The sequence below is a fragment of the Bacillus cereus group sp. BfR-BA-01349 genome, from assembly GCF_022663795.1.
Taxonomy (GTDB): domain Bacteria; phylum Bacillota; class Bacilli; order Bacillales; family Bacillaceae_G; genus Bacillus_A; species Bacillus_A cereus.
In genome coordinates this window covers 1-26,474 of record NZ_JAKUGE010000055.1, presented here as the reverse complement: position 1 = coordinate 26,474, position 26,474 = coordinate 1, and the positions used below count along the sequence as shown (strand labels likewise).

Sequence of the window (26,474 nt, the reverse complement as noted above, 5' to 3'; positions counted from 1 at the left end):
GAATATTCTGTCCGTTCTGATGGAGGAGGTTATTACATCATGGAGAAACGAGGGAAGGTATGGCTAGCTGTTAGTGGTTTAGTAGCTACAAAAGATGGTAGGTGGCTATTTGTTAAGAAGAAATACAGTGGATTAAAAGGGAAATGGTCTTTACCGGCTGGTTTTGTAAATGAAGGTGAGACGGTTGATGAAGCTGTGAAACGCGAAGTGTTAGAAGAGACAGGCATTGTCGCTCATGTGAAGGGGATTATTGGTGTTCGATCGGGTGTTATTCGTAATGAGATTAGTGATAATATGATTATTTTCCTTTTGGAACCTGAAGGAGAAAATATTATTGTACAGGAGAAAGAATTGTCTGAAGTGGCGTTCTTACATCCGGATAAGATTGTAGACGATCCGAATACGTCTGTGCTTATTAAATATTTGTTAGAAGGAAGATCAGAACTACATCTTGAAGTGGACAAAACATTAAATCCAGGTGAACCATTTGGTTATACAGCTTATCACGTATTTACGGCACGTGCGAAGGAGAGGGGAAAAGAGTGAGTATACCGGTACTACTTATTTCAATGATGTTATTCTTTATTTTGTTCTTTGGAATTGGATTTTTACTCAACATGATTTTGCGAGCTACTTGGGTAATGGTTATTGTGTATCCGATTGTTTGTATGCTTATTATTAATAAAGCGAGTATGTGGGATTATTTTTCAAAACCGAAAGAAACATTTTCTTCATTTGGGACAAGTGTATCGCACTTAGGACAAGCAGACGTATTTATTCTATCTACTGGATTAGTAGGGGCTGCTTTAGCAGGAGTCGTAATCAAGAAACTTCGGAAAAGCGGATATCAAATGTTTTAATCTCCAATTAAGTTGGAGATTATTTTTTTTGCATATTCCTTCATCGTATAGGGAATGATTAACGATGAAGGAGTGTGGAATATAAAAATGTTAAAACGATATTGTATTCGCATTATGATGACTTGTTTACTTGCAATTGCATTATGCGTAACATGGAATGCTTTCACAGGAGTTTCTTTATTAGAGATTGTAAAGATATATGAAGGAATGAGTGCAAAAGAAGTACATGCAGCAGAAGTTAAGAGAAATGTTGCTCCGAGTAAAGAAGTGATAAATGCTTTAGAGCAGGCAAACGACTGGTCTAAATATCGTTCAATTGAAATGACTGCAACAGGTTATACATCGGGGATTGAGTCAACTGGTAAGAGGCCAGGGCATCCAGAGTATGGTATTACATATTCAGGTGTCAAAGTGAAAAGGGATTTATATTCCACAATTGCTGCGGACTTACGCGTATTCCCGATTGGAACAATTCTCTTCGTGCCAGGTTACGGGTATGGTGTAGTAGCTGATAAGGGCGGCGCAATAAAAGGAAACCGTCTTGATCTATATTATGATACGGTGAAAGATGTTTATAGCCAATGGGGTAAGAAAAAAGTAAATGTGTACGTAGTAAAAGTAGGAAATGGTAAGTTTACAGAAGAAGAGTTAACGATGTTAAATCAAGACGAAACGATGCAAGTGTTTCGTGGTCAATATTTAAATCAAAGATAGTCTAGTCGTAATTACGCTAGACTTTTTTTCTTGGCTTATTTCATGATAGAGGAGATTTTGGATCTGCGATTTTACACGCCATATAACTGTAGTTAGAATTATCGCATTTTATCGAAAATAAAGTTATAATGGTGGTAGAGAAATTTAGGGGGTCTGAACATGTTTCAAGTACAAAAAGAATTAGCAGGTCATGAAGCGGTAATTGTTGCTTTATTTGAAGAAGAGAAAATGAGTAGTTTTGTACAAGAACTGGACAAAGCGTTTGAAGGGCAATTACAAGTTTTACTAGAAGAGAAAGAATTATCTACGAAGAAAAAGGCCATTTCGAAAGTATATAGCTTAGGGAAAACAAATGTGAAACGTTATTACTTTGTTGGTTTAGGAAAGAAAGAATCTTACACGACAGAAACGTTACGTGCGGCTCTTGGTAAGGCGTTTAAAACACTGCAAGCAGCAAAAGTACAAGATGCAGCAATCTTACTTGATTCTTTCGTAACAGAGAAATTAGACGCGATTGATGTCGCTCATATTGCGGCAGAGGTACAAGGCCTTGGTACATATGAGTTACAAACGTATAAATCAGATAAAAAGGATCGTGTAGAGTTAGAGAAGTTCACGGCTATTACAGCGGAAGATGCACAAGAAATTGAAGCAGCATTAACAGTTGGCTACGTACATGGACGTGCAACAAATTCAGCTCGTACACTTGTAAATATGCCGCCAAACGTATTAACAGCGACAAAGCTTGCTGAGTATGCTGTTGAATTAGCGGAGAAGTATGATATGGACTATAAAGTTCTTGAGAAAGAAGAGATGGAAGACCTTGGTATGGGTGCGTTACTTGCAGTAAACCAAGGTAGTGTAGAGCCACCAAAAATGATCGCTCTTATTTATAAAGGAAAAGAAGAGTGGAGAGATGTCATTGGGTTCGTTGGAAAAGGTATTACATACGATACAGGTGGTTATTCTTTAAAACCACGTGAAGGCATGGTTGGTATGAAAGGTGATATGGGCGGTGCAGCTGCTGTATTAGGTGCGATGGAAATTATCGGTGAACTTCGCCCAGAACAAAATGTGATCGCTGTTATTCCTTCAACTGATAACGTTGTAAGTGGTACGGCATTTAAGCCAGACGATGTAATCACATCTATGAGCGGAAAAACAATTGAAGTATTAAATACGGATGCAGAAGGTCGTCTAGCTTTAGCTGACGGTATTAAGTATGCGAAAAAACTTGGTGCAAACTACCTTGTTGATGTTGCAACATTAACAGGCGGTGTAATTGTTGCACTTGGAAACTATACGACAGGCGCAATGACAAATAATGAAGAGTTATTTGAGCAAGTGCTAGAGGCTTCTATGGAAACAGATGAGCCAATTTGGCAACTACCGATTTTTGATCGTGATAAAGAACGTGTGAGAAACAGTAAGTTTGCTGATTTAAATAACTCACCAGGCCGTGAAGGACATGCGGTTATGGCAGGTACATTCCTAGGCGAATTCGCTGAAGATACACCATGGGTACACTTAGATATCGCTGGAACATCAGAAACAAAAGGTGCGCACGACTTAGGTCCAGCTGGAGCAACTGGCGCAATGGTACGTACACTTGCAACACTTGTGGAGCGTTTTGGAGAAGAATAATTTTTTGAAGAAAAGGCTGTCTCAAATTTTTGAGGCAGCCTTTTTTTATTGGTATAGTAGAACCATTTGTTGGTAATTGGATATAACTTCGTTTGGCACTACGCTGTTGAAAAATGTGTTTATAAAGAAATCGTATACAAAACCCCATTTAAAGCAAAAGAAGTACGGCCCGTTTCTTCAGAGACAACTAATATAAGTGCATCACTCTTTTCTGATAAGCCAATTGCAGCTCTGTGACGTGTTCCTAGCTCAGGATCAACTTCTGTACTTTTCGTTAAAGGAAGAATATTAGCAGCTGAGACAATATGATTATTTTTTACGAGAACGGCACCGTCATGAAGAGGGTTACCTGGATAAAATATTGATTCGAGTAATGGCGCAGTTAAATGAGCGTTTAATGTCGTTCCAGTTTGAATGAAAGCTTCAAGCGTCTCGTTTCGTTCCACGACGATAAGAGCACCATGTTTTCTGGCGCTTAAATGTTGGATAGCTGTCGTAATAAAAGATGAACTTTCCGTATAAGGTGATAAATATGCCTGAATATAGTATGTAGCTGCCAATGTTTGTACATTTGCTAACATATGATGAATATCTTCCATTTTGCATAAAATACATTCGTCTTCTTTATCGATTGCGTTCCTCATAATCGATAGTTCTTTTTCAGCAATTTCAATCATTTGCTTTGTTTGTATTTTGAGCTCTTCTGACAAGCCCCATTCGTGCATAATCCTCATTCCCTTTAGTGGAGTATTTAACAATAGTGTATACAAATATTCCTAGTAAAATCCTGTTAGATTTTATAAAATATTGAGATACAGCATGTTTTTTTCATATAATAAAGGTATGACGAGCGAGAGGAGAGAGAAGAATGAATTGGAAACAAGAATTTAGTCGCTGGCTTTCTTACGCACAATTAGATGCAGAATTAAAAGAACAGCTAGAAAATATGAAGCAAGATGAGAAGAAAATCGAGGATAGCTTTTATAAAAATCTAGAGTTTGGCACAGGTGGTATGCGTGGTGAACTTGGTGCTGGTACGAACCGTTTAAACGTATATACAGTTCGTAAAGCAACAAAAGGATTAGCAAGCTTTATCGAAAAGTTAGGTGAGGAAGCGAAAAAACGCGGTGTTGTTGTAGCCTATGATTCTCGTCATAAATCACCTGAGTTTGCAATGGAAGTTGCTGCTACACTTGGTGCACGTGGTATCACAACATATGTGTTTGAAAGCTTACGTCCAACGCCAGTACTTTCTTTCGCAGTTCGTCATTTACATACAGTAAGTGGAATCGTTCTTACGGCAAGCCATAATCCGCCTGAATATAACGGATACAAAGTATACGGTGAAGATGGTGGACAGTTACCTCCAAAAGAGGCAGATGAGTTAATTAGCTACGTAAATGCAGTAGAAGATGAATTAACAGTTGAAGTCGCTGATGTAGAGCAATTAAAAGCTGACGGTTTATTACATATTATTGGACAAGAAGTAGATGATGCATATGCTGCAGAATTGAACAATGTCATCATTAATAAAGAAATGGTGGAAAAGGTCGGTAAAGACTTAAAAATCGTCTTTACACCATTACACGGAACATCAAATATTTCTGTACGCCGTGGTTTAAAAGAAGTTGGATTTACAGATGTAACAGTTGTAAAAGAACAAGAGTTACCAGATCCAAACTTCTCTACAGTAAAATCACCGAACCCAGAGGAGCACGCAGCGTTTGAGTATGCAATTCGTGACGGTGAAAAGGTAGGCGCAGATGTATTAATCGCAACTGATCCTGACGCAGACCGCCTTGGTGTAGCAGTGCGTAATCATAATGGTGAGTTCCAAGTATTAACAGGAAACCAAACAGGTGCATTAATGCTTGATTACTTACTATCTCAAAAGAAAGAAAACGGAACGCTTCCAGAGAACGGTGTCGTATTAAAAACAATCGTAACGTCTGAAATTGGTCGTACAATTGCAAAAGCATACGGTTTAGATACAGTTGATACGCTAACTGGATTTAAATTTATCGGTGAGAAAATTAGACAGTATGAAGAAAGTGGACAATATGAATTCCAATTCGGTTATGAGGAAAGCTATGGTTATTTAATCCGCCCATTCTGCCGTGATAAAGATGCAGTACAATCTGTTCTATTTGCATGTGAAGTAGCTGCATACTACAAATCACAAGGGAAAACGTTATATGACGGTCTATTAGAAGTATTTGAGAAGTACGGCTTCTTCCGTGAAGACCTTGTATCGTTAACGTTAAAAGGAAAAGATGGAGCGGAAAAAATCCAAGAGATGATGGCAAAGTTCCGTGAGAATCCTCCGAAAGAAGTGGCGGGCTTAACAGTCGTAGCAGTTGAAGACTATAAAGCAAGCGTTGTTACATCTTTACAAGATGGACATAAAGAAGAGATTCACTTACCGAAATCAAATGTGTTAAAATATCAATTAGAGGATGGTTCATGGTTCTGCCTACGTCCATCTGGAACTGAGCCGAAGATTAAGTTTTACTTTGGTGTGAAAGATAGTTCTTTACAAAATAGTGAACAAAAGTTACTTACTATTAAAGAAGACATTATGAATCGTTTATAATACAAAGTAATTTTAAGTAGTAAGGAACAAAAGGGAGCGAAATCTCCCTTTTGTTTTATGTAGGAAATGCTTGCTATTGATTCCGACAGGAGAGAGGGTATTTTGTGATGAAAAAAGTAAGAAAAGCGATAATCCCAGCAGCTGGATTAGGAACACGTTTTTTACCAGCAACGAAAGCAATGCCGAAAGAAATGTTACCGATAGTAGATAAACCAACGATCCAATACATTGTAGAAGAAGCAGTGAAATCGGGTATCGAAGATATTATTATCGTTACTGGTAAAACAAAGCGTTCTATTGAAGATCATTTTGATAATGCATTTGAACTAGAACAAAACTTATTAGAGAAGAAAAAATATGAGTTGCTTGAAAAAGTACAAGCTTCTTCAAAAATGGTAGATATTCATTACATCCGTCAAAAAGAGCCGAAGGGACTAGGACATGCTGTTTGGTGTGCGCGTAAATTCATTGGTGATGAGCCGTTTGCAGTGTTACTAGGTGATGATATTGTCCAAGCTGAGAAACCATGTTTACGTCAATTAATGGATGAGTATGAAAAAACACTTTCTTCTGTTATTGGTGTACAAACTGTTCCAGAGTCGGAAACACATCGCTATGGAATTATCGATCCATTAGAACAAGAAGGTCGTCGTTACCAAGTTCGCAATTTCGTTGAGAAACCAGCACAAGGTACAGCTCCTTCAAACTTAGCGATTATGGGGCGCTACATTTTAACGCCTGAAATCTTTATGTTCTTAGAACAGCAACATGTCGGTGCTGGTGGTGAAATTCAGTTAACAGATGCAATCCAAAGCTTAAATGAAATCCAACGTGTATTTGCCTACGATTTCGAAGGAAAGCGCTACGACGTAGGTGAAAAGCTAGGATTCGTTCAAACGACAATCGAAATGGCTCTGCAACACCCAGAATTACGTGATGACATGGTTGCGATGATGAAGAAAATTTTAGAAGAACAAGCGAATCAAGAGTCTTAATAAAAAATGAGTTATTTCAGTATACTGAAATAACTCATTTTTTTATTATGAAATCGTCGAATGAGAATGCTGATAAGCAGAACGACGCACAGCATAATATATGCGAGGTGCGATAATAGCACCGATAATTGTAAATGCAATATCTTTTACTGCGAACCACATCATAATCATCCAAGCAGCTTTATAGCTCATATTACCGCCCATAAAGAGATTGACTGCCCCGTACATGTAAGTAGTACCGATTATATAAGTTAAAATAATTCCTGTGAAAGAGGCAATTGCAAATGTAATGAATGTTGGTCTTTCTTTTTGTTCTACTAGTTTTCCGGATACGTAAGCAACGATAATAAATGCGATAATAAAACCACCAGTAGGATCTAACAGTGCTCCAAATCCAGCTTTGAAGTTAGCGAAGATTGGTGCGCCGGCTACGCCAACGAGCATATATACAGTCATGGATAAGGCACCAAGTCTACTTCCAAGAAGAAGACCTGCTAAAATTGCGAAAAATGGTTGCATAGATAATGGGATGCCTGCTACTTGAAGGAATGGTGCCCAAGATACAATATTTGCACCGATTGCCATAAGAGCAACGAACATGGCAGCTAATGCTAAATCTAAAACATGAAATCTTCTCATAATGTTAACCTCCTGTTGTTTTTAGGTTAACATTATCGTAACGAAAATATTTACTTGTTGTCAATCAAAATATTTTGATAAGAAGGCTTTAAATAGTCTCTTAGCAACGTATATGGAATACGAAATTGCGGAATTCCACTTGAATAGGGAGCAATCTCATATAAAGGGAAATAAATGACGAGATTGTCTGGCTCTAAAAAGAAGTGAAATTTTTTCATACTCATTACTTTTTCAGTTGCATCAGGAAAATAAATGCTTTCATTTTGTTTAATTTGTCGTACAATCTCCGCACGGATTACATCTTTATATTTATCCTTTTGTTGAAATAAATCGTCTAAGTGCAGTACCTTTTTTACGTTTAAATCGAATGTATTTGCCTTCCACGTATAAAGACCGTGTGCTCCGCCAGTATATTGATAGTAATTCACATATAGGCTAAGAAAAGGTGGTTTGTTTAAAGAGACTTTATAATCAACATTTGCTACGTACGGATGAAATGGTGTACTAGATCCTTCTGTCTCTTTATAATATTTTTTTGCTTCTTTTTCTAATTTGGTTTTAAATTTGTCAGTGGATTTTTTGTAGTATAAATTGAGTTTATTTTGAAATTTAGAGTCAGAAAATTTGTGAAAAGAAGGCCTGTTTATTTGATATTCTATATAAGGTTTCTTACCTTTTTGCGTTACAGTCTTAACATCGATTGTCAGGTTAGATGCTTTGGCTGTTATTGCACAATTTGGTACAATAGTCAGCAAGGAGAACATAAGCAGTAATATACAAAATTTCTGTTTCATTTAGGTGAAGCCTCCTTATATAAGTGTTATAAGTAGTTTGAAAATAAATAGGTAAAATTATACATTTAATTAAAGTAAGAGAAGGGGGAAGCGATATGGCAAAAACTTTAATGGATTCACTTGGAATTGAGTTGTTAGAGATGACAGAAGATAAGGTGGTTGCTACGATGCCTGTTGATGAGCGTACGCATCAGCCATTTGGATTTTTACATGGTGGTGCATCGGTTGCATTAGCAGAAACAGTGGCAAGTGTTGGTTCATATAATTTAATTGATCAAGAAAAATGTATTTGTTTCGGATTAGAAATTAATGCGAACCACATTCGCTCAAAGAAAGATGGAATTGTAACAGCGATTGGAACACCAATACATAGAGGACAATCGACAATGGTTTGGGATGTTCGCATTATTGATGAAAATGATGATTTACTATGTATATCAAGATGTACAGTAGCAATTAAAGAAAAACGTGAAAAATAAAAAAGAGGCGCTCTTATGAGCAGCCTCTTTTTCTTATAATTAGAACTGGATTTTCTTCTCTAAGAAACCTTTTAGTTCGCTAATTGGCATACGAACTTGTTCCATTGTGTCACGGTCACGTACTGTAACAGCTTTGTCTTCAACTGAGTCGAAGTCGTATGTGATACAGAATGGTGTACCGATTTCGTCTTGACGACGGTAACGTTTACCGATAGAACCAGTTTCATCAAAGTCTACCATGAAGTCTTTAGCTAATTCTGCGAATACTTCAGTAGCACCTTCAGATAGCTTTTTAGATAATGGTAAGATAGCTGCTTTGTATGGTGCTAAAGCAGGGTGGAAACGAAGAACTGTACGAGAATCGTTTTCTAATTGCTCTTCTTCATATGCATCACATAAGAATGCTAATGTTACGCGGTCTGCGCCTAAAGATGGCTCGATGCAGTATGGTACGTAACGCTCATTCGTTTGTGGATCGATATAGTTAAAGTCTTCGTTTGAGTGTTCCATGTGACGTTTTAAGTCGAAGTCTGTACGAGATGCAACGCCCCAAAGTTCGCCCCAACCGAATGGGAATTTGAATTCAATGTCAGTTGTTGCATTACTGTAGTGAGATAACTCTTCTTCACCGTGGTCACGAAGACGCATGCTCTCTTCAGACATACCAAGTGAAAGTAACCAGTTTTTACAAGTTTCACGCCAGAATGCGAACCACTCTAAATCTTCACCAGGCTTACAGAAGAATTCAAGTTCCATTTGTTCGAATTCACGTGTACGGAATGTGAAGTTACCAGGCGTGATTTCGTTACGGAAACTCTTACCGATTTGGCCGATACCAAATGGAAGCTTTTTACGCATAGAGCGTTGAACGTTTTTGAAGTTTACGAAAATACCTTGTGCTGTTTCAGGACGAAGGAAGATTTCGTTTGTGCTAGACTCTGTAACACCTTGGAATGTTTTAAACATTAAGTTGAACTGACGGATTTCAGTAAATTCTTCACTACCGCAATCAGGACATTTTACTTCATGTTCTTTCATTAAGTCAGCCATTTGGTCGAAAGTAAGACCGTCAACAACCATTTCGATGCCTTTTGCATCTAAAGCATCCTCAATTAATTTGTCAGCACGGTGACGAGCTTTACATTTTTTACAGTCGATCATTGGATCGTTGAAGTTACCAACGTGACCAGAAGCGATCCAAGTTTTAGGGTTCATTAAAATAGCTGCGTCTAAACCAACGTTGTGTGGAGATTCTTGAATGAATTTTTTCCACCAAGCTTTTTTAACATTATTTTTTAATTCGATTCCAAGTGGACCGTAATCCCAAGTGTTTGCAAGACCACCGTAAATTTCAGAACCAGGGAAAACAAAACCGCGATGTTTCGCTAAGTTTACAACTTGTTCCATTGAATACATAAGAAAATCCTCCTTTTGAAAGTTAACGTATTGGCGATGACATACTCTGATACTTTGGAAACGAGCAGTATATGCTAAAAAGAACATAAAAAAACGCTCATCCCAAGGCTTATTTGCCTAGGGACGAGCGTTTGCCCGCGGTTCCACCCTAGTTGATACACAAAAGGTGCATCCACTTTATCATGTATTGCTCAGGACTGCCGTTTCCTTGCGGCTTCAGGCTTTCACTATCCCTGAATCGCTTTTTATGCAAGTACTTATAAGTCCGTCATCGCTACTTATATTAATAATAATGAACATATTCTAACACGTTCTTTTTTAAATCTCAATAGAGGAACGCGTCTATCTATGATAGAGTCTCGCCTATTTTTTCGTTATTTATTCGGTAATTTTGTTTAATATGCTTAATTGCTTCGCGCTTACTTAATGGAGCGAGCTCATTGTTTTGCACGTATTCCCAAACTACATCCGGATTTGTTTTTGCATATTCACGAAGGACCCAGCCAATTGCTTTTTGAATGAAAAATTCTTTTGAAGAATGTAGTTGTCCAATAATCCAGAAAAGAAGTTCTTCATCCATCTTTTGTTTATATTTGAGTTGGAATAAAATAGTGGCACGTTGTAACCAAATGTTATCTGATGCAATCCATTTTGGGATATAGGCAGAAATCAATTCTGGATGTTGTAAAAAGATATTACCTAAAAATGTAGGTACGATGCTATCGACAGTGTCCCACCAAGATTTTGTTACAATCAATTCTTCTAAGAAGGGGATATGTGTTTCGTTTATATGCTTTTTATATTTTTGCATAATATCAAGTGCAGCCGCTTGGAATTCACGTTCTGGTAAGTCCCAAAGTTCACGTACGATAATTTGGAAGTCTCTTTTATCTGGGAGAGTATGTATTTGAATGATGTCTTTTAATAATTGGCGTCTTTCCGGTGTTTGAATACCTAGAAATGGGAAGTGATTTTTCATATAACGAGCCATAGGTTCTGCTTTTTCAAGATTTTGATGAGCTGTAAAATGCTCTTGTAATGCTTTTACAAATGGATGCATACGTGTTTCTCCTCTCTTATTCTCTTTCTTCTCTTATTATACAAAGAGTTTGGATAAATTTTAAAACATAACTTGCAATGTAATGAAATATGTTGAAAGTAGAGAGGAGAGGATAAGATGGAGGATCAAGGCGTACTAGCAGGTTTCTTTGCTCTTAGTTTTGCGTTTATTCTTGTTATATTGATTTGGGCAATTATTTCATATTTGTTAACGGCTTTTGCACTTTATTCGATGGCGAAAAATGATGGTGCAACGGACGGGGTGCTTGCGTTTATTCCGTTTTTGAATAGTAAGACGTGGGGGGACTTAGCGAAAGATAAATTACCAGATTTTTTGAAAGAAGAAGCAGGGTGGAAAGTATTCGGCATATATGTTGCATGTTTCATTTTTAATTTCGTACCAATTATAAGTTTACTAGCAACAGCTGTATCGATTGTATTGTCCATTTATCTTATCTACGCTATTTTAGAAAGATACGGAACGAACTCTATATTATTTACGATTATTCATGTAATCACATTTTCGGTGTTCTTACCGATTCATTTATTTATTATTCGAAATGAACCGGTGAGATATAAAGAGTAGATTTTTCATTTTTGTTGATAAGTAGATATAAGTAAAAAAGCGCCCTGATTATCAGAGCGCTTTTTCTACTACATAAGGTAGCGTAAATAAATATAAATGTGAGAAATGATTAATGAAACGATCATAATTGGGAAACCGACTTTTAGGAAGTCCATGTAACTAAATTTATGTCCTTCGCGGCTCGCGATACCTGCAACGATTACGTTAGCAGAAGCTCCGATTAATGTTCCGTTTCCGCCCAGACAAGCACCTAGTGCTAATGCCCACCATAATACATCGATTTGTGCGTCAGATGGTGATAAGCCTAGCCCAACTGCCATATCGTTAATAAGTGGAATCATTGTTGCGACGAATGGGATGTTATCAATTGTTGCAGAGGCGATACCAGATACCCATAAAATAAGGATGGATGCGTAAGAAATATCTCCGCCTGTTATACCAATTACTTTTTGAGCTAACATTTTGATAAGACCGATATCGATAAGTCCTCCAACAAGTACGAATAACCCTGCGAAGAAGAAGATTGTTACCCACTCTACGCTTGCAAATACTTCTTCAATTTCATGCTCTTTCACACCAATTAACATAAGTACAGTAGCACCAGTTAAGGCGATAATAGCGGCATCGATATGGAAAATAGAATGAGTCATGAAACCTACAATCGTAAGTCCAAGTACCGTTAAAGATTTTTTCATTAATACTGGGTCTTTAATGTATTGTTTTTCATCTAAGCTCATTAATTTTTTAACTTGTACAGGATCGGCAATTAATTGTTTGCGATACATGAAGTAAAGTATTATCGCTGTAACTGCAATAATAATAATTACAATTGGTGCTAGATTCAATAGGAAAGCATTGAAGTCTAAATGCTTATTTGCAGAACCAATCATAATGTTAGGTGGATCACCAATTAATGTTGCTGTTCCTCCAATGTTTGAAAAAATAATTTCAGAAAGTAAATAAGGAACAGGATTTACTTGCAGTATGCGCGTAATAGATAAAGTAACTGGAACAACAAGAAGTACAGTTGTAACGTTATCTAAAAATGCGGAGCCAAGCGCGGTAAGTAAGGAAAGTGAAATTAAAATTTTAATTGGATTTCCTTGCGCTCCTTTTGCCGCTTTAATGGCAACGTATTGGAAGACACCTGATTTACTCGTAATGTTCACCAAAATCATCATACCGATGAGTAGCGTAATCGTTCCCCATTCAATATGTTTCGTAAAGGCGTTATGTAAATCGACGACCCCCACAATTACCATGAGTGCTGCACCAAGAAGTGCGATGACAGCGCGATTAATTTTTTCAGAAATAATAATGGCATATGTAATTAAAAAGACTGCGATAGCAAAATAATACTGCCAGTTAGCGAGTTCTTGCGTTGTTTCGTGCAAAAATCTCATCTCCTTTCATTCACTTTTTCTTAGTGTGTCAAAAATGCTCTAGAAGAAACACACATAACGTCATTATAAAGTAGGAAAATGGCGGATGTAAATGAAAGGAGAGATTTTGTCATATTTTCTGCATAGGTCATTTTTTCTTATTTTTTAAAATATTTGTGGGCATTTGACATATATATAAGATACATCCAATCTGAATATTTAAAATGGAATTAGCATTCGAGCTTGTTCGTGTAGGAGTGTCAAATAGAAAGGAATGACAAAAATGATAAGGAAGGGATCGTATGGATGAACAACGATTTTTATTTTTAGACTTTGAGTTTACGATGCCCCAGCATAGAAAGAAACCGAAAGGATTTTTTCCAGAGATTATTGAGGTAGGACTCGTTTCAGTTGCTGGCTGTAAGGTAGAAGATACGTATTCATCACATGTTAGGCCGAAAACATTTCCCTCTTTAACGGATCGATGTAAGAAGTTTTTAGGAATAAAACAAGAAGTCGTGGATAAAGGGATTTCATTTCCTGAACTCGTTAAGAAGCTTTCAGAATACGAAACGAAATGTAAACCGACAATTGTAACGTGGGGAAATATGGATATGAAAGTGCTGAAGCATAATTGTGAAATGGCAGGGATAGCTTTTCCATTCTTCGGACAGTGTCGTGATTTATCGCTTGAGTATAAGAAGTTTTTTGGAGAAAGAAATCAAACAGGATTATGGAAAGCAATTGAGGCGTATGGAAAAGTAGGGACAGGGAAGCATCATTGTGCGCTTGATGATGCAATGACGACGTACAATATTTTTAAACTAGTAGAAAAAGATAAAGAGTATTTAGTAAAACCAGCACCTCCAACATTAGGAGAACTTGTTGATTTTTCAAAAGTGTTAAAGAAAGTGAGCACACAGTAACGACCAAATTGCACATTATGTAATTTGGTCGTTTTGTTTTTTAGAGTTTGTAGTCTTTCTTTAATTGCTCTAATGTGTCTAGACTACGAACCGCAAAAGGTGAATCATCTTCAGAAAATGAATTCATTTGAGTTTCTAATGCTAATTTTAGTGAATCTGTATAATCCGGAATTTCTCCTTCATATTTCTTCACCATTTGTTCTGGAATATTCGTTTGCTCACGAAAAGCTAAAGCACGTCTTTCGTGGAAAAATGGTACGTCAGCTTGTTTTACGTTATGTAAGTCACCTTGCACCGGATGTTTTAAAACAGCTAATACTTTTACGACGTAACTGCCAGGGCGGCTATTTGTAACCTCGCCAATGTATTTTCCTGTTTTATAAATACCAGTAACGATTTCACCAATTTCAAATGTTTCTCTCATATTTTTCACCTCAAGTTTATAGTAAGGAAAGTGAGGGAAGGAGTCAAAGAAATCCTTCGTTTTCAGAACGCCCCTTGAGAATATGGGGAGGTTGCACTATAATTTAAAATGATATAACAGAAAATTCTGATGTTTTATAAATTCTATAATAAGGAGTGTTCTATATGATGCCTTTATATTTTCCGGAAGATAAAACAGAATATATTATTCCAGGGATTGTTTGTGTTCTATTTATTATCGGTGCTATTGCTACGTGGCGCATGTTTATTCGTATATCAAAAAGAGAAGCAGACCGATTACAGAAAGTTGAAGAAAAACTATTAGCTGAAAAGAAACAGTAACGCATTTTTGTATGTTTCCCTCTATGCTCGGACAATCTAAGGGCAGAATATATTTTGGAGGGAATAGAATGAAGAAACGGCTTTTTTTCAGTTGTTGTTTATTATTTCTGATGGCAGGTTGTGACCAAGGAAAGCCGAAAGAAATTGACGTGAAATTACATAATGCTTCAGGTGATGAAGTGGGGACTGCGAAAGTAACTCAGCAAACAAGTGGAGTGAAAATTACGATTAAAGGGGAAGGTTTCACGCCAGGACCACACGGACTACATGTACATGAAATCGGAGAGTGTAAGGCACCTCGTTTTGAATCATCTGGGAATCATTTTAATCCTGATGATAAAAAACATGGTCTTCTTAATCCGAAGGGCGCAGAAAACGGTGATTTACCGAACGTAGTTGCAGATGGTTCTGGAAAGATTAAAGCGGAAATCGATGCACCCCACATTACACTTGAAGAAGGGAAAACGACGATTCATAGAAAAGATGGAGCGTCTATTATTATTACAGAAAACCCTGATGATGGTATGACACAACCGACAGGTAAATCAGGGGATCGAATTGCTTGTGGCGTAATTGTAAAAAAAGCATCGGATATGAAGAAAAAGTAAAAGCTACCGTGAATGGTAGCTTTATTTGTGAAATGTAATTGAAAATATATCAGCGATTATTGGAATATATCGACTGTAACTCAAATTATATCGGCGATTATTGGAATATATCGACCGTAACTTGAAATATATCAGCGATTATTGAAATATATCGACTTACCGACAAAATATGACAAAGGAGTCTGCCCAAGAATGATTCGGGACAGACTCCTTTCTTATTATGAAAACGTATGACGCAGTCTGTTTAAAATTTCTTCTAAAACAGATCGTGGACAGCCGATGTTAATTCGAATATGTTCTTCGCCACCTAACCCGTATTTCTCACCAGGTTCAACGATGATTTTTCCTTTTTCCTCAAGTAGTGCGGTACGCTCGTTTTGAGAAAGCTTTAGACGAGAACAATCAATCCATAATAAAAAGCTACCTTCTGGCTTCGTTACGGAAAGAGCAGGTATGTGAGTTTTAATATATTCACAAGCAAATTGAGCATTATCTTCTATATATAATCGAATTTCGTTTAGCCAATCATTACATTCTGTATAGGCGCTTTGCATCGCTGTATAAGCGAAGATATTTAACCCGTGGAAGCCTTGTCTATACTGGATAGCTGTAAAGGCATGACGGAGCTTTTCGTTTGGAATGATAATGATCGACGCTTGTAATCCAGCGATATTAAATGTTTTACTTGGAGCCATGCAAGTGATAGTGCGCTCTGCTAATTCTTCAGATAAGGAAGCGAACGGTGTATGTGTATGGTCTGCATAAATGATATCGGAATGAATTTCATCCGCCACAACGATTACGTCATATTTAGTACATAATGATCCGAGCTGCACAAGTTCCTCTTTCGTCCAAACGCGTCCGATTGGGTTATGAGGGCTACAAAGAAGCATGAGTTTGATGCCTTGCTGAAACTGCTTTTCTAAATGCTTGAAGTCTATCACATATGTATCATTTTGTTTCTGTAATGGACTCACGCATAACTGCCTGTTGTTTGTTGTGACCATTTCGAAAAATGGAGGATAAATAGGTGGTTGTACGAGAACAGATTCGTTTTCTTTGGTGAAAGCCTGTATGCTCGTACTAAGAGCTGGAACGATTCCGGCGCTAAAGACAATCCATTCTTTTTGAATATCCCAGTTGTATTGTTGTTTTGTCCAGTTACAAATAATATCTCCAATATTTTCGGGAGGAAGTGTATAGCCAAAAATCGGATGTTCGATTCGTTGTTTTAAGGCAGTTTGAATTGGTTTTGGTACTTCAAAATCCATATCAGCAATCCAAGCATGGATAAGTTCTTCGTTTTTATATGTATCCCATTTTATACTATGCGTTCCACGTCGATTGATTGCTTTATGAAATAGTTGCATAAGTTTGCTCCCGTCTTCTGTAAAACCAATAAGTTATGAAAGTTCTCTCTCTTCTTATAGAATAGCTGATGTGATAGGATAAAGAAAAGTATTAAAAAGTGAAAAGGCGGGAAGCGAATGGGTACATATGAAAAGATGATAGAGGTTGTGAAGAATTGGGATCCGTTTCAAATGGGACCGGAGTTTTATGAAACAGAGGCGAGCGATGTTGTGAGCGTCATAAGTGTGTTTGACGATCCAAAATACATCGCAAAGAAGATTCAACATATATACTTTATGTCTTTCGAGGAAGTACCTGCGCTTGAAAAATGTGAGAAATTAGCTGTGGAATTACTTGTAATAAAAGAAGGTGGAAGCTGTTCATTATAGGCTGTCGGGATTTCCGACAGCCTTTTTTATATTATCCCGCTATTTGCTGGGTAGTAAGACCCTCACCTCAAAATTCAGCGGAAGCAAAGAAGTTAGGTGGGGGCTGATTAAAGTTTCATTTTATTGCGCGGAAAAAGCGATAATTTCTTCATAAACATGTTCAGGCTTTTCTTCAGGTAGTAAATGTCCTGTATTTTCGTAAGAAATAAATTTTGAATTCGGTAAATCTTTGTGTAGACGATGACCTACATGTACAGGGACGACGCGGTCATTTTCACCCCAAATGAGTAGGATAGGTGTTTCGATTTTTTGTAATTCAGTTGAAGATAAGTCACCTTCACGGTCTCGTATCATGCGAGTTAAAGCGGGAAATATACGGTCGTCATAAAAAGGAGCGGAGTAACCTTTTTTCATTTCATCGTCAATTAATGAGTGATCATGAACGACATTCATTAAGTTATGAACAATGCCGCGCCTTATAATCCAGTTCTTTACGTATAAATGAAAGAACGGTAAATAAGAAGAGTATAGTAAAGGTAAGGTTGCGCGAGCTAAATAGCTCGAGCTACATAGTAAAATCGTCTTTGAAATGAGTTCAGGACGTATACGGTTTACATAGAGAGAAATTTGCCCACCCATAGAATGCCCAACTAATACAATGTTTGAGAGAGATAAATGTTCAATTAAATCAATAATAATCGTTGCTAAATTGTGATAAGAATACTTAAACAGATGAGATTTATCACTTTTTCCGAACGGTGGCAAATCAAGAGCAATGACTGTTCCTTCCTTCGATAGTAAAGGAATGAGACGGCGGTAACTGAATGAGGAAGATAAAAAGCCGTGAACGAGTATGAAAGTAGGACGTTCTGTTTTATTATCATGTTCATACAATTCGTAATGAACAGTAGTGCCGCGAGTGGAAAAAGTGAAATAAGGACAAGTATATTTATGATTCATTTTTTGTCACTCCATTGATTTTTGTTCATATCATCTCCAAGGAGGAAGAAAATATGTTAACAAAAAAAGGCAAGATGACGATGTCATCTTGCCTTTCGTTTATTCAGTATTACCCGCGAACAATATTAGGCGGTGTTTTTCCTTGTAACCCTGCAACTAAATTTTCAGCGGCGGTCATGGCCATTTGCTGACGAGTTTTTAATGTTGCAGATCCGATATGTGGTAAAGTCACAACATTTTGTAATGATAAGAGTGGATTATCTTTTCGAATCGGCTCTTGTGTAAATGTATCGATACCTGCTGCAAAGATTTTCTTTTCTGTTAAAGCATGGATTAACGCTTCTTCATCTACTGTTTTCCCGCGAGAAGCATTAATGAAGATTGCTGTGTCTTTCATTAATGAAAATTCCTTTTCTCCGATAAGGTGATATGTTTCATCTGTTAATGGAGTAAGAAGAACAATAAAGTCAGACTGCTTCAGTAGCGTCTGTAAATCACAATATGTAGCATCGAATTTTTGTTCAGCTTCTTCTTTACGACGGCGGTTATAGTAAAGAACATTCATATCAAATCCGAATTTTGCTCGTTTTGCGACGGCTTCTCCAATTCGGCCCATACCGATAATACCAATTGTGCTATGGTGTACATCTAGTCCGAAGTGTTCTTTTCCGATTTCAGCGTTCCATTCACCATTTTTCACGTAAGAATCGAGTTCGCAAACGCGGCGCCCAGCTGATAGCATAAGGGCGAAAACGAGATCAGCTACTGTATCATCTAATACGTATGGTGTATTCGTTCCGATAACATTTCGGTTTTTCATCGCTTGTAAATCAAAATTATCGTAACCAACAGAAATGTTGCTCACTACTTTTAAGTTAGGAGCTACTGTCAGTAATTCTTCATTAATAGCAGATCCGAAATTTAATAACCCATCTTTATCTTGTATTTTCTCTAATAGAATATCACGAGGTACTTTCTCATTTTGATCCCATTTTTCATAATCACAGTGTTCTGATAAATAGTTTTCTACAAATGTTGGAACTGGTTCAGCAATATAAACTTTTGGTTTCACGGTTCCATCTCCTTTCGCTTTATCACGTATTTTTCCGCTGATTAAAGTTTCACTTTACCCCACATTAACGGACAGTAAGTCTCCCACCTCAAAAAGTAGCTCAAGTAAAGAGGTTAGGTGGGAGAGCAACTGTCCGTAAAAGCCCGATTGGTGCGGGCTAATAGTCAGCGGGGTGAAGCATTTCGCTGATTAAAGTTTCACTTTATTTTGACATAATTCAATAGAAAAATCTTCTTTTCAAACTGGAAAGGGTATTTGTATAATTTAGACACAAACGAAAAGGAAGGATGATTTATATGGTGACAGAAAAAGAATTAGAATTATTAGCTTGTCTTGAAAAGAGTAGTCGATTATCTGTAGATACATTAGCGAAGCTGTTAAATATAGAAGTAGAAGAAGTAAAGAAGATGGTTGCGAGATTAGAAAATGAAAAGATTATTGTGGATTATGTAACACATATCGATTGGACGAAAGTGAAAGAACATACAGGTTTAACGGCAATGATCGATGTGAAAGTTACGCCAAAGCACGGCGTTGGGTTTGATGCGGTTGCTGAACAAATTTATCGTTATTCAGAAGTGAAATCCGTTTATTTAATGTCAGGGACATATGATCTTTCTATTACATTAGAAGGGAAAACGATGGGGGAAGTAGCGATGTTTGTTTCTGAGAAATTAGCAACAATTGAATCTGTCGTTTCTACAACTACTCATTTCATTTTGAAGAAGTATAAACATGAGGGCGTTATTTATGAAAAAGACGATGATGATAAGCGAATTGTGGTGACACCATGAAGCAATTTGAACTATCTAGATCAGCAGAATCTTTAAAACCATCTGGTATTCGAAAATTTTTTGATTTAGCAGCAAATATGAAAGGTGTTATTTCCCTCGGGGTAGGAGAGCCAGATTTTGTTACCCCTTGGAATGTAAGGCAAGCATGTATTCGTTCTTTGGAACAAGGGTATACGTCATATACAGCAAATGCAGGATTATTGGAGCTCCGTCAAGAAATAGCAAAGTATCTAAAAAAACAATTTGCAGTATCTTATGACCCAAGTGATGAAATCATTGTTACAGTTGGAGCGAGCCAGGCGTTAGATGTAGCGATGCGCGCCATTATAAATCCTGATGATGAAGTGCTCATTATTGAACCAAGCTTCGTTTCTTATGCACCACTTGTGACATTAGCTGGAGGAGTTCCGGTTCCTGTGGCGACTACTTTAGAAAATGAGTTTAAAGTACTACCAGAACAAATTGAAGCAGCTATTACAGCGAAAACAAAGGCGATTTTGCTTTGTTCACCAAATAACCTGACAGGTGCAATGCTAAATGAATCCGAGCTTGAAGAAATAGCAGTGATTGTTGAGAAGTACAATCTAATTGTATTATCTGATGAAATTTATGCAGAGCTTGTATACGACGAAGTATATACAAGTTTCGCGAGTATTAAAAATATGCGTGAGCATACGATTTTAATTTCGGGATTTTCAAAAGGGTTTGCGATGACAGGATGGCGTCTCGGTATGATTGCAGCTCCTGTTCAATTTTCAGAATTAATGCTCAGAATCCATCAGTATTCAATGATGTGTGCACCGACGATGTCTCAGTTTGCAGCACTTGAGGCGTTACGGGCAGGGAACGATGAAGTGATTCGAATGAGAGATAGTTATAAGAAGCGTCGTAACTTCATGACGAAATCTTTCAATGAAATGGGCTTAACGTGTCATGTGCCAGGCGGAGCATTTTATGTTTTCCCTTCTATATCTTCAACAGGATTATCTTCAGCGGAATTTGCAGAACAGTTATTGCTGGAAGAAAAAGTGGCTGTTGTCCCTGGTAGCGTATTTGGCGAAAGTGGTGAAGGTTTTATTCGTTGTTCTTATGCAACGTCGCTTGAACAACTTATGGAAGCAATGAAGAGAATGGAACGGTTTGTAGAGAATAAAAAAAGGACAAAACGTAATACGTTTTGTCCATAAAAGGGGGGGAATACTAGAAAGCCATGTGTTAGTAGTCTATCCCAATATTGGATAATTATACTTCTTTAAGGGAAATTTTTCATGAATTTTGAATGAGTTCTGTCATAGTGGTATAATTTACTAATATAAGGTATACGCATTCTAGATAACGTTATCTAGAATGCGTACTAACCAATCGGATATTTAAAATAAATATATCTGCTTTGCTCTCTATAATTGTAGAGAGAATGGTAAACGTATGGGAGTGTTTCATATGTCAGAACAATATACAACAGGAGTGGTTGTAACAGGGAAAGTGACTGGAATTCAAGATTACGGTGCGTTTGTAGCGTTAGATGCAGAAACACAAGGGCTTGTGCATATATCTGAAATTACAAATGGATATGTAAAGGATATTCATGACTTTTTAAAGGTCGGCGATACAGTAGAAGTAAAGGTACTTTCAATTGATGAAGAGCACAGAAAAATGAGTTTATCGTTAAAAGCGGCGAAAAGAAAACAAGGAAGGATTCTTATACCGAACCCATCTGAAAACGGATTTAATACGCTGCGAGAAAAGTTGGCAGAATGGATTGAAGAGTCCGAGTTAACAAAGTAAAAGAGGAACGCATATGAGCGTTCCTCTTTTACTTTATCTTATGATATATATTTGCAAATATGATTGCATGCAATCATATTCGTATGTCGGAGGTGAAAGGACATACTGATTATCGAATTTCGTTTGGTTCTGGGTGCGTACCAAGATTTTCAGATGGTTTAAACAGTAAACCAAGGTTGATAAGCCCAGATATACCAACGATGCCGTAAATAATACGTGCAAGAGCTGAATTTTGTCCACCGAAAATGGCTGCTACTAAGTCAAACTGGAAAAAACCGATTAGTCCCCAGTTCACAGCGCCAATTACAGTAAAGACTAATGCGATACGTTGTAAAGTACTCATGAAAAAGCCCCCCTTAATTGTGAAGCATGAGCAAGCGATGAGTTAATTAACTCTTTTATAGAATGGGGTAGTTATGTTGTTTTTATACATAAAAAATGTTTGAAAGAAGATGTATATACATCTATACCGAAAAATACGAATTTTTATGCAAAAAATGAACTTTTTCTAAAAAATATATATTGGTTACGTTTACAATGTTTGAATCGCTTGATTTACAACTTCAGTTTCGCTAAAGTGAATACAGAAATACATATCCATAATTGGAGGGAAAAAGATGAGTACACATGTAACGTTCGACTATTCTAAAGCGTTATCCTTCATCGGTGAACATGAAATCACTTATTTACGTGATGCAGTGAAAGTAACACATCACGCAATCCACGAAAAAACTGGAGCTGGGAACGATTTCCTTGGGTGGGTAGACCTTCCGCTTCAATATGACAAAGAAGAATTTGCTCGCATTCAAAAATGCGCAGAAAAAATTAAAAATGACTCTGACATTTTACTTGTTGTAGGTATCGGTGGTTCTTACTTAGGAGCACGTGCAGCAATCGAAATGTTAAACCATTCTTTCTACAACACGCTTTCTAAAGAACAACGTAAAACTCCACAAGTGCTATTTGTTGGACAAAACATTAGCTCCACTTACATGAAAGATTTAATGGACGTATTAGAAGGTAAAGACTTCTCTATTAACGTTATTTCCAAATCAGGTACAACAACAGAGCCAGCACTAGCATTCCGTATCTTCCGTAAGTTATTAGAAGAAAAGTATGGAAAAGAAGAAGCTCGCAAACGTATTTATGCAACTACAGATAAAGCGCGTGGTGCATTAAAAACATTAGCTGATAACGAAGGTTACGAAACATTTGTTATTCCAGATGATGTTGGAGGTCGTTTCTCTGTATTAACGCCAGTTGGTTTATTACCAATCGCAGTAAGTGGCTTAAATATTGAAGAGATGATGAAAGGTGCAGCTGCTGGTCGTGATGACTTCGGAACATCAGAACTAGAAGAAAATCCAGCTTACCAATATGCAGTAGTTCGTAACGCTTTATACAATAAAGGAAAAACAATTGAAATGCTTGTTAACTATGAGCCAGCACTTCAATACTTCGCTGAGTGGTGGAAACAGTTATTTGGTGAAAGTGAAGGGAAAGATCAAAAAGGTATTTTCCCATCTTCAGCAAACTTCTCAACTGATTTACACTCATTAGGTCAATACGTTCAAGAAGGTCGTCGTGACTTATTTGAAACAGTTCTTAAAGTAGGTAAATCTACACATGAACTAACAATCGAATCAGAAGAAAACGATTTAGACGGATTAAACTACCTTGCTGGTGAAACTGTAGACTTCGTAAACACAAAAGCATACGAAGGTACATTACTTGCACATAGCGACGGGGGAGTACCAAACTTAATCGTCAATATTCCTGAATTAAATGAGTACACATTCGGTTACCTTGTATACTTCTTCGAAAAAGCATGTGCGATGAGCGGCTACTTATTAGGCGTGAATCCATTTGACCAACCTGGAGTAGAAGCATATAAGAAAAACATGTTTGCTTTACTTGGTAAACCAGGATTTGAAGAATTAAAAGCAGAATTAGAAGAGCGTTTAAAATAGTAAAAAGCGACCGGATTCCGGTCGCTTTTTATTATTTTATCGAAAAGTCCATCAGTATATTCAAACTAAAGTGGGTATGCTAAAGGAAAAGTCTAGGAGGGATGGGCTTGATTCCGATTCAATCAAATTTAGAAGGACGTACATATGCGTTATATAAGTTAGAAGAGATTATGAAACCACTTGGATATAGCATTGGTGGTAATTGGGATTATGATAAAGGATGCTTTGATTACAAAATCGATGAAGAAGATGGGTATCAATTTTTACGAGTTCCATTTACAGCCATTGATGGAGAACTAGATGTACCAGGCGTAATAGTTCGTCTTGGAACGCCGTATATTCTTTCGCACGTATATCAAGACGAACTAGATGATAATGTGAATACTTTAACAGCTGGAACAAGTGGAATGGATCAATTTGCTGAGCCGAAAGATCCAGATGGAGATGTGAAAAGAAAATATATCAATATTGGGAAAGTGCTCATGCAAGAATTAGAGCGTCATTTTACTAATGGTGAATAACAATGAGTATGTCGCTTTCAATGAGAACAAAGGAATGAACTGGATTAATCATATATTGTTCGTCGCGCTTTATACCTAGTAAGAGAATGTTTTGCTTTAAAAGAGTATAGCTACAATTGGCAAAAGTTTGTCCGGTGCAGGACGATGGAAGCTCCATCAGTTGTAATTTATTATCAGAGATTTCGTCGTAAAGTGAAAATAGTACACCTGAAATGGAAGGGAATAAAAGAGAAGCGGTAAATACATAGCTCGTTAATTTATTTCCTTCTATAATTTCTGACACGCCAGCTCTCGTTGCATTTTGTATTTGTTCAGAAGTAAGAAGTTCAGCGATGCAGTGAATGTTTGGGTTGAGCCCTTTTGCAGTTAAAATATTTAAAATGGACTGTGTATCCGCTAAGCTTTCGTTTTTTTCTTTATCAGCTGTTATTAATATGGTGTGTGCCGTTGCAATATTAGCCTTTAATAAAGTTTGATCGTGATGCGGACAACCTTTTATAAATTCTAAATGATGAAATGGTTTTGGGAGTAAAGAAAGTGTTTCATCAATTAAAACGATATCAAGGTTTGGTTGTAATACGTGCATTTGCTTTACAACATGTTTTGCGCGCTCATTCCAGCCAACGATAATCATATGACCGTTAGAAGTAGCGGCTTCTTCACCTTTAATTTTCATATATTGTTTATTAATCATTTCAGTAGCAAACAGCACCATATAATAAGAACAAAAGCCAGTTCCTAATAAAATAATACTTATACCTATTAGTTTTCCTAGCGTCGTATGGGGAGCAAAGTCGCCATATCCAACTGTAAAAATGGTAACGATTGACCACCAAATTCCGTCAAACCATGTAGTGAAATGAAAAGGTTCTAATCTATGTATAAGAAAACCGGAAAAAGCAGTCAGTACAATAATAAAACAAATTAAACGGAAAATAATGGAATCGCGAAATGTATCTACTAAATTCGGACGGGATTTCAATTGCCTATTCCTCCTTACTTTGTAGGACTACATTCATTGTTGCCATTATAGAAAAAAGAAAAACTCTCTAATTAAAGAGAGTTTGTTTTACGTTACATACTTTCCACTTCAGTTTGTTGGACACTTTCAAGATGCTGGAGAGCATAGTAAACATCAGCAGTATGTCTTTTTTGATCAATGGACAGTTTAAGATGTAAATAGTGAGAACCGTTTTCTAATGTTTTAAGCTTCATATTCTTAACTTTTATATCCATTTCTTTTATTTCTTCAATTACGATTGGGATATTGTCCATATTTCGTACAACAAGTTTCACAGCGATATCACGTTGACGAAATGATCTAGGGCCTACATATTTCATCGCGAGTGGTATAAGTTCGACACTAATCATAAGGAAACACATTCCGAATATCGCTTCAATATAGAATCCGGCCCCAACAGCAATACCAATGCCAGAAGCACCCCAGATCATAGCGGCAGTCGTGAGCCCTGCAATGCTATCGTTGCCTCTTCTTAAAATTACGCCAGCACCTAAAAAACCAATTCCTGATACAATTTGAGCGGCAAGTCGAAGTGGATCCATATTCATATGATCGGTATGTGGTAAGTTATAAGCTGCTTTAATAGAAACAATCGTTAGGAGGCAACTAATAATAGAAATAACTAAACACGTTTTTAAACCAAGTGGTTTCCGTTTTAATTCGCGTTCTAAACCAATGGCAAATCCTAAAATAGCCGAGAGACCTAGTTTGATTAATAAATCGGTATAGTCCATATATATTCCTCCTTGTATGATATGCTATATGAATAAAACGCTTATTATAGAAAGAAACGTCTTTTGATAGAGTAACTTTATATAAAATATATGTAGGAATTGCTCATACATGAAAGAGATATTTCGTTTAAGTATATGATATAAAAAAAGAAATGTGGGCAGTTTTAAAAAAAGTTTATAAAAGGTGTTGCATTTCATTTTTCACCATGATATACTAATAACCGTCGCTGATGCGGAAACGCAGAAAACGACAAAAAAGAAATTGAAAAACTTAGTTGACATCGAAAAACGAAGATGTTAACATAAGGAAGTCGCAAATGAGCGACCAAGTAGTTCTTTGAAAACTGAACGAAACAAACAACGTGAAACGTCAATTTTTATTTTAGATGCTAGACAAACTAACTTTATTGGAGAGTTT

30 protein-coding genes are annotated in these 26,474 nt (G+C 36.9%); 17 read left to right on the top strand and 13 right to left on the bottom strand.

Features of this window, described 5'->3' with window-relative positions:
• Positions 1-39: 39 nt before the first annotated feature.
• The 4 genes from MR169_RS23525 to pepA all read left to right on the top strand — a co-directional run bounded on the left by MR169_RS23525 (position 40) and on the right by pepA (position 3,218).
• The gene (locus MR169_RS23525; RefSeq protein ID WP_000415321.1) at positions 40-546 is read left to right on the top strand and encodes an NUDIX hydrolase; all 507 of its coding nucleotides are present in this window, start codon (positions 40-42) and stop codon (positions 544-546) included.
• Positions 543-860 carry a YuiB family protein gene (locus tag MR169_RS23520; protein WP_000027016.1) on the top strand — a complete coding sequence of 106 codons (318 nt, stop codon included), beginning with the start codon at positions 543-545 and terminating at the stop codon, positions 858-860. Before MR169_RS23525 ends, MR169_RS23520 begins: the two co-directional genes overlap by 4 nt.
• 87 nt (positions 861-947) lie before the next feature.
• Positions 948-1,574 (top strand): 3D domain-containing protein, encoded by a 627-nt coding sequence (locus tag MR169_RS23515; RefSeq protein WP_000920099.1) that lies wholly within the window; start codon positions 948-950, stop codon positions 1,572-1,574.
• A 159-nt stretch (positions 1,575-1,733) separates the two neighbouring features.
• Positions 1,734-3,218 (top strand): cytosol aminopeptidase, encoded by a 1,485-nt coding sequence (pepA, locus tag MR169_RS23510; protein ID WP_242320112.1) that lies wholly within the window; start codon positions 1,734-1,736, stop codon positions 3,216-3,218.
• Between the two features lie 119 nt (positions 3,219-3,337).
• Here pepA and cdaS read toward each other — a convergent pair whose 3' ends face one another.
• Positions 3,338-3,943 (bottom strand): sporulation-specific diadenylate cyclase CdaS, encoded by a 606-nt coding sequence (gene cdaS, locus MR169_RS23505; RefSeq protein ID WP_000545251.1) that lies wholly within the window; start codon positions 3,941-3,943, stop codon positions 3,338-3,340.
• Between the two features lie 143 nt (positions 3,944-4,086).
• Here cdaS and MR169_RS23500 point away from each other — a divergent pair, with 143 nt between their 5' ends.
• Together MR169_RS23500 and galU are read left to right on the top strand one after the other, a co-directional pair.
• Entirely contained in the window at positions 4,087-5,811 is a 1,725-nt protein-coding gene (locus MR169_RS23500; protein ID WP_001104216.1) for a phospho-sugar mutase, read from the top strand.
• A gap of 107 nt (positions 5,812-5,918) precedes the next feature.
• A complete protein-coding gene (gene galU / locus MR169_RS23495; RefSeq protein ID WP_002097988.1) occupies positions 5,919-6,806 on the top strand; it encodes a UTP--glucose-1-phosphate uridylyltransferase GalU in 888 nt (295 codons plus the stop codon).
• Between the two features lie 45 nt (positions 6,807-6,851).
• Here galU and MR169_RS23490 read toward each other — a convergent pair whose 3' ends face one another.
• Both MR169_RS23490 and MR169_RS23485 read right to left on the bottom strand, forming a co-directional pair.
• On the bottom strand, positions 6,852-7,445 hold the full coding sequence (locus tag MR169_RS23490) for a biotin transporter BioY (protein WP_001252163.1): 594 nt from the start codon (positions 7,443-7,445) through the stop codon (positions 6,852-6,854).
• Positions 7,446-7,495: 50 nt separating this feature from the next.
• Entirely contained in the window at positions 7,496-8,239 is a 744-nt protein-coding gene (locus MR169_RS23485) for a DUF3298 and DUF4163 domain-containing protein (protein WP_242320111.1), read from the bottom strand.
• Positions 8,240-8,334: 95 nt separating this feature from the next.
• Here MR169_RS23485 and MR169_RS23480 point away from each other — a divergent pair, with 95 nt between their 5' ends.
• On the top strand, positions 8,335-8,718 hold the full coding sequence (locus tag MR169_RS23480) for a hotdog fold thioesterase (protein ID WP_001140612.1): 384 nt from the start codon (positions 8,335-8,337) through the stop codon (positions 8,716-8,718).
• A gap of 39 nt (positions 8,719-8,757) precedes the next feature.
• Here the strand turns inward: MR169_RS23480 and MR169_RS23475 are convergent, their stop codons facing one another.
• On the bottom strand, positions 8,758-10,134 hold the full coding sequence (locus MR169_RS23475) for a glycine--tRNA ligase (protein WP_000287147.1): 1,377 nt from the start codon (positions 10,132-10,134) through the stop codon (positions 8,758-8,760).
• A 346-nt stretch (positions 10,135-10,480) separates the two neighbouring features.
• On the bottom strand, positions 10,481-11,194 hold the full coding sequence (locus tag MR169_RS23470) for a DNA alkylation repair protein (RefSeq protein ID WP_016110874.1): 714 nt from the start codon (positions 11,192-11,194) through the stop codon (positions 10,481-10,483).
• A gap of 117 nt (positions 11,195-11,311) precedes the next feature.
• Here MR169_RS23470 and MR169_RS23465 point away from each other — a divergent pair, with 117 nt between their 5' ends.
• Complete coding sequence (locus MR169_RS23465; RefSeq protein ID WP_242320110.1) at positions 11,312-11,779, top strand: hypothetical protein; 468 nt, start codon at positions 11,312-11,314, stop codon at positions 11,777-11,779.
• A gap of 68 nt (positions 11,780-11,847) precedes the next feature.
• Here the strand turns inward: MR169_RS23465 and MR169_RS23460 are convergent, their stop codons facing one another.
• Entirely contained in the window at positions 11,848-13,173 is a 1,326-nt protein-coding gene (locus MR169_RS23460; RefSeq protein ID WP_000545231.1) for an ArsB/NhaD family transporter, read from the bottom strand.
• 290 nt (positions 13,174-13,463) lie between these two features.
• Between MR169_RS23460 and kapD the strand changes: the two genes are divergently transcribed.
• Positions 13,464-14,087, top strand: coding sequence for a 3'-5' exonuclease KapD (gene kapD / locus MR169_RS23455; protein WP_000344358.1), 624 nt, complete (start codon positions 13,464-13,466; stop codon positions 14,085-14,087).
• Positions 14,088-14,127: 40 nt separating this feature from the next.
• Here the strand turns inward: kapD and kapB are convergent, their stop codons facing one another.
• Complete coding sequence (kapB, locus tag MR169_RS23450; RefSeq protein ID WP_016118805.1) at positions 14,128-14,511, bottom strand: kinase-associated lipoprotein KapB; 384 nt, start codon at positions 14,509-14,511, stop codon at positions 14,128-14,130.
• A gap of 164 nt (positions 14,512-14,675) precedes the next feature.
• On the opposite strand from kapB, the gene MR169_RS23445 reads away from it, so the two are divergent.
• Positions 14,676-14,852 (top strand): hypothetical protein, encoded by a 177-nt coding sequence (locus MR169_RS23445; protein ID WP_000982755.1) that lies wholly within the window; start codon positions 14,676-14,678, stop codon positions 14,850-14,852.
• A 68-nt stretch (positions 14,853-14,920) separates the two neighbouring features.
• The gene (gene sodC / locus MR169_RS23440; RefSeq protein ID WP_086392819.1) at positions 14,921-15,460 is read left to right on the top strand and encodes a superoxide dismutase [Cu-Zn]; all 540 of its coding nucleotides are present in this window, start codon (positions 14,921-14,923) and stop codon (positions 15,458-15,460) included.
• Between the two features lie 218 nt (positions 15,461-15,678).
• Here the strand turns inward: sodC and MR169_RS23435 are convergent, their stop codons facing one another.
• On the bottom strand, positions 15,679-16,830 hold the full coding sequence (locus MR169_RS23435) for a MalY/PatB family protein (protein ID WP_001175818.1): 1,152 nt from the start codon (positions 16,828-16,830) through the stop codon (positions 15,679-15,681).
• 117 nt (positions 16,831-16,947) lie between these two features.
• On the opposite strand from MR169_RS23435, the gene MR169_RS23430 reads away from it, so the two are divergent.
• Positions 16,948-17,199 (top strand): YugE family protein, encoded by a 252-nt coding sequence (locus MR169_RS23430; protein ID WP_000537645.1) that lies wholly within the window; start codon positions 16,948-16,950, stop codon positions 17,197-17,199.
• Between the two features lie 120 nt (positions 17,200-17,319).
• Here MR169_RS23430 and MR169_RS23425 read toward each other — a convergent pair whose 3' ends face one another.
• Together MR169_RS23425 and MR169_RS23420 are read right to left on the bottom strand one after the other, a co-directional pair.
• A complete protein-coding gene (locus MR169_RS23425) occupies positions 17,320-18,159 on the bottom strand; it encodes an alpha/beta fold hydrolase (RefSeq protein WP_242320109.1) in 840 nt (279 codons plus the stop codon).
• 109 nt (positions 18,160-18,268) lie between these two features.
• Positions 18,269-19,261, bottom strand: a complete 993-nt coding sequence (locus tag MR169_RS23420; protein ID WP_033683509.1) for a 2-hydroxyacid dehydrogenase — start codon at positions 19,259-19,261, stop codon at positions 18,269-18,271.
• 266 nt (positions 19,262-19,527) lie between these two features.
• Between MR169_RS23420 and MR169_RS23415 the strand changes: the two genes are divergently transcribed.
• From MR169_RS23415 to yugI, 3 genes are all read left to right on the top strand, one after another.
• Positions 19,528-20,025 (top strand): Lrp/AsnC family transcriptional regulator, encoded by a 498-nt coding sequence (locus MR169_RS23415; protein ID WP_000255696.1) that lies wholly within the window; start codon positions 19,528-19,530, stop codon positions 20,023-20,025.
• A complete protein-coding gene (locus MR169_RS23410; protein ID WP_242320108.1) occupies positions 20,022-21,212 on the top strand; it encodes an aminotransferase in 1,191 nt (396 codons plus the stop codon). Before MR169_RS23415 ends, MR169_RS23410 begins: the two co-directional genes overlap by 4 nt.
• A 253-nt stretch (positions 21,213-21,465) precedes the next feature.
• Positions 21,466-21,810 carry a S1 domain-containing post-transcriptional regulator GSP13 gene (gene yugI / locus MR169_RS23405; RefSeq protein ID WP_000003764.1) on the top strand — a complete coding sequence of 115 codons (345 nt, stop codon included), beginning with the start codon at positions 21,466-21,468 and terminating at the stop codon, positions 21,808-21,810.
• Between the two features lie 109 nt (positions 21,811-21,919).
• Here the strand turns inward: yugI and MR169_RS23400 are convergent, their stop codons facing one another.
• Positions 21,920-22,153 carry a DUF378 domain-containing protein gene (locus MR169_RS23400; protein ID WP_242320107.1) on the bottom strand — a complete coding sequence of 78 codons (234 nt, stop codon included), beginning with the start codon at positions 22,151-22,153 and terminating at the stop codon, positions 21,920-21,922.
• A gap of 274 nt (positions 22,154-22,427) precedes the next feature.
• On the opposite strand from MR169_RS23400, the gene MR169_RS23395 reads away from it, so the two are divergent.
• Positions 22,428-23,780, top strand: a complete 1,353-nt coding sequence (locus MR169_RS23395; protein ID WP_000103658.1) for a glucose-6-phosphate isomerase — start codon at positions 22,428-22,430, stop codon at positions 23,778-23,780.
• Positions 23,781-23,887: 107 nt separating this feature from the next.
• On the top strand, positions 23,888-24,301 hold the full coding sequence (locus tag MR169_RS23390; protein ID WP_000612334.1) for a YugN-like family protein: 414 nt from the start codon (positions 23,888-23,890) through the stop codon (positions 24,299-24,301).
• On the opposite strand, the gene MR169_RS23385 is transcribed toward MR169_RS23390, so the two are convergent.
• Together MR169_RS23385 and MR169_RS23380 are read right to left on the bottom strand one after the other, a co-directional pair.
• Entirely contained in the window at positions 24,288-25,283 is a 996-nt protein-coding gene (locus MR169_RS23385; protein WP_016118802.1) for a potassium channel family protein, read from the bottom strand. The two genes, MR169_RS23390 and MR169_RS23385, sit on opposite strands and share 14 nt — an antisense overlap.
• Positions 25,284-25,375: 92 nt before the next feature.
• Positions 25,376-26,056, bottom strand: coding sequence for an MgtC/SapB family protein (locus MR169_RS23380; protein ID WP_000386676.1), 681 nt, complete (start codon positions 26,054-26,056; stop codon positions 25,376-25,378).
• Between the last annotated feature and the right edge of the window lie 418 nt (positions 26,057-26,474).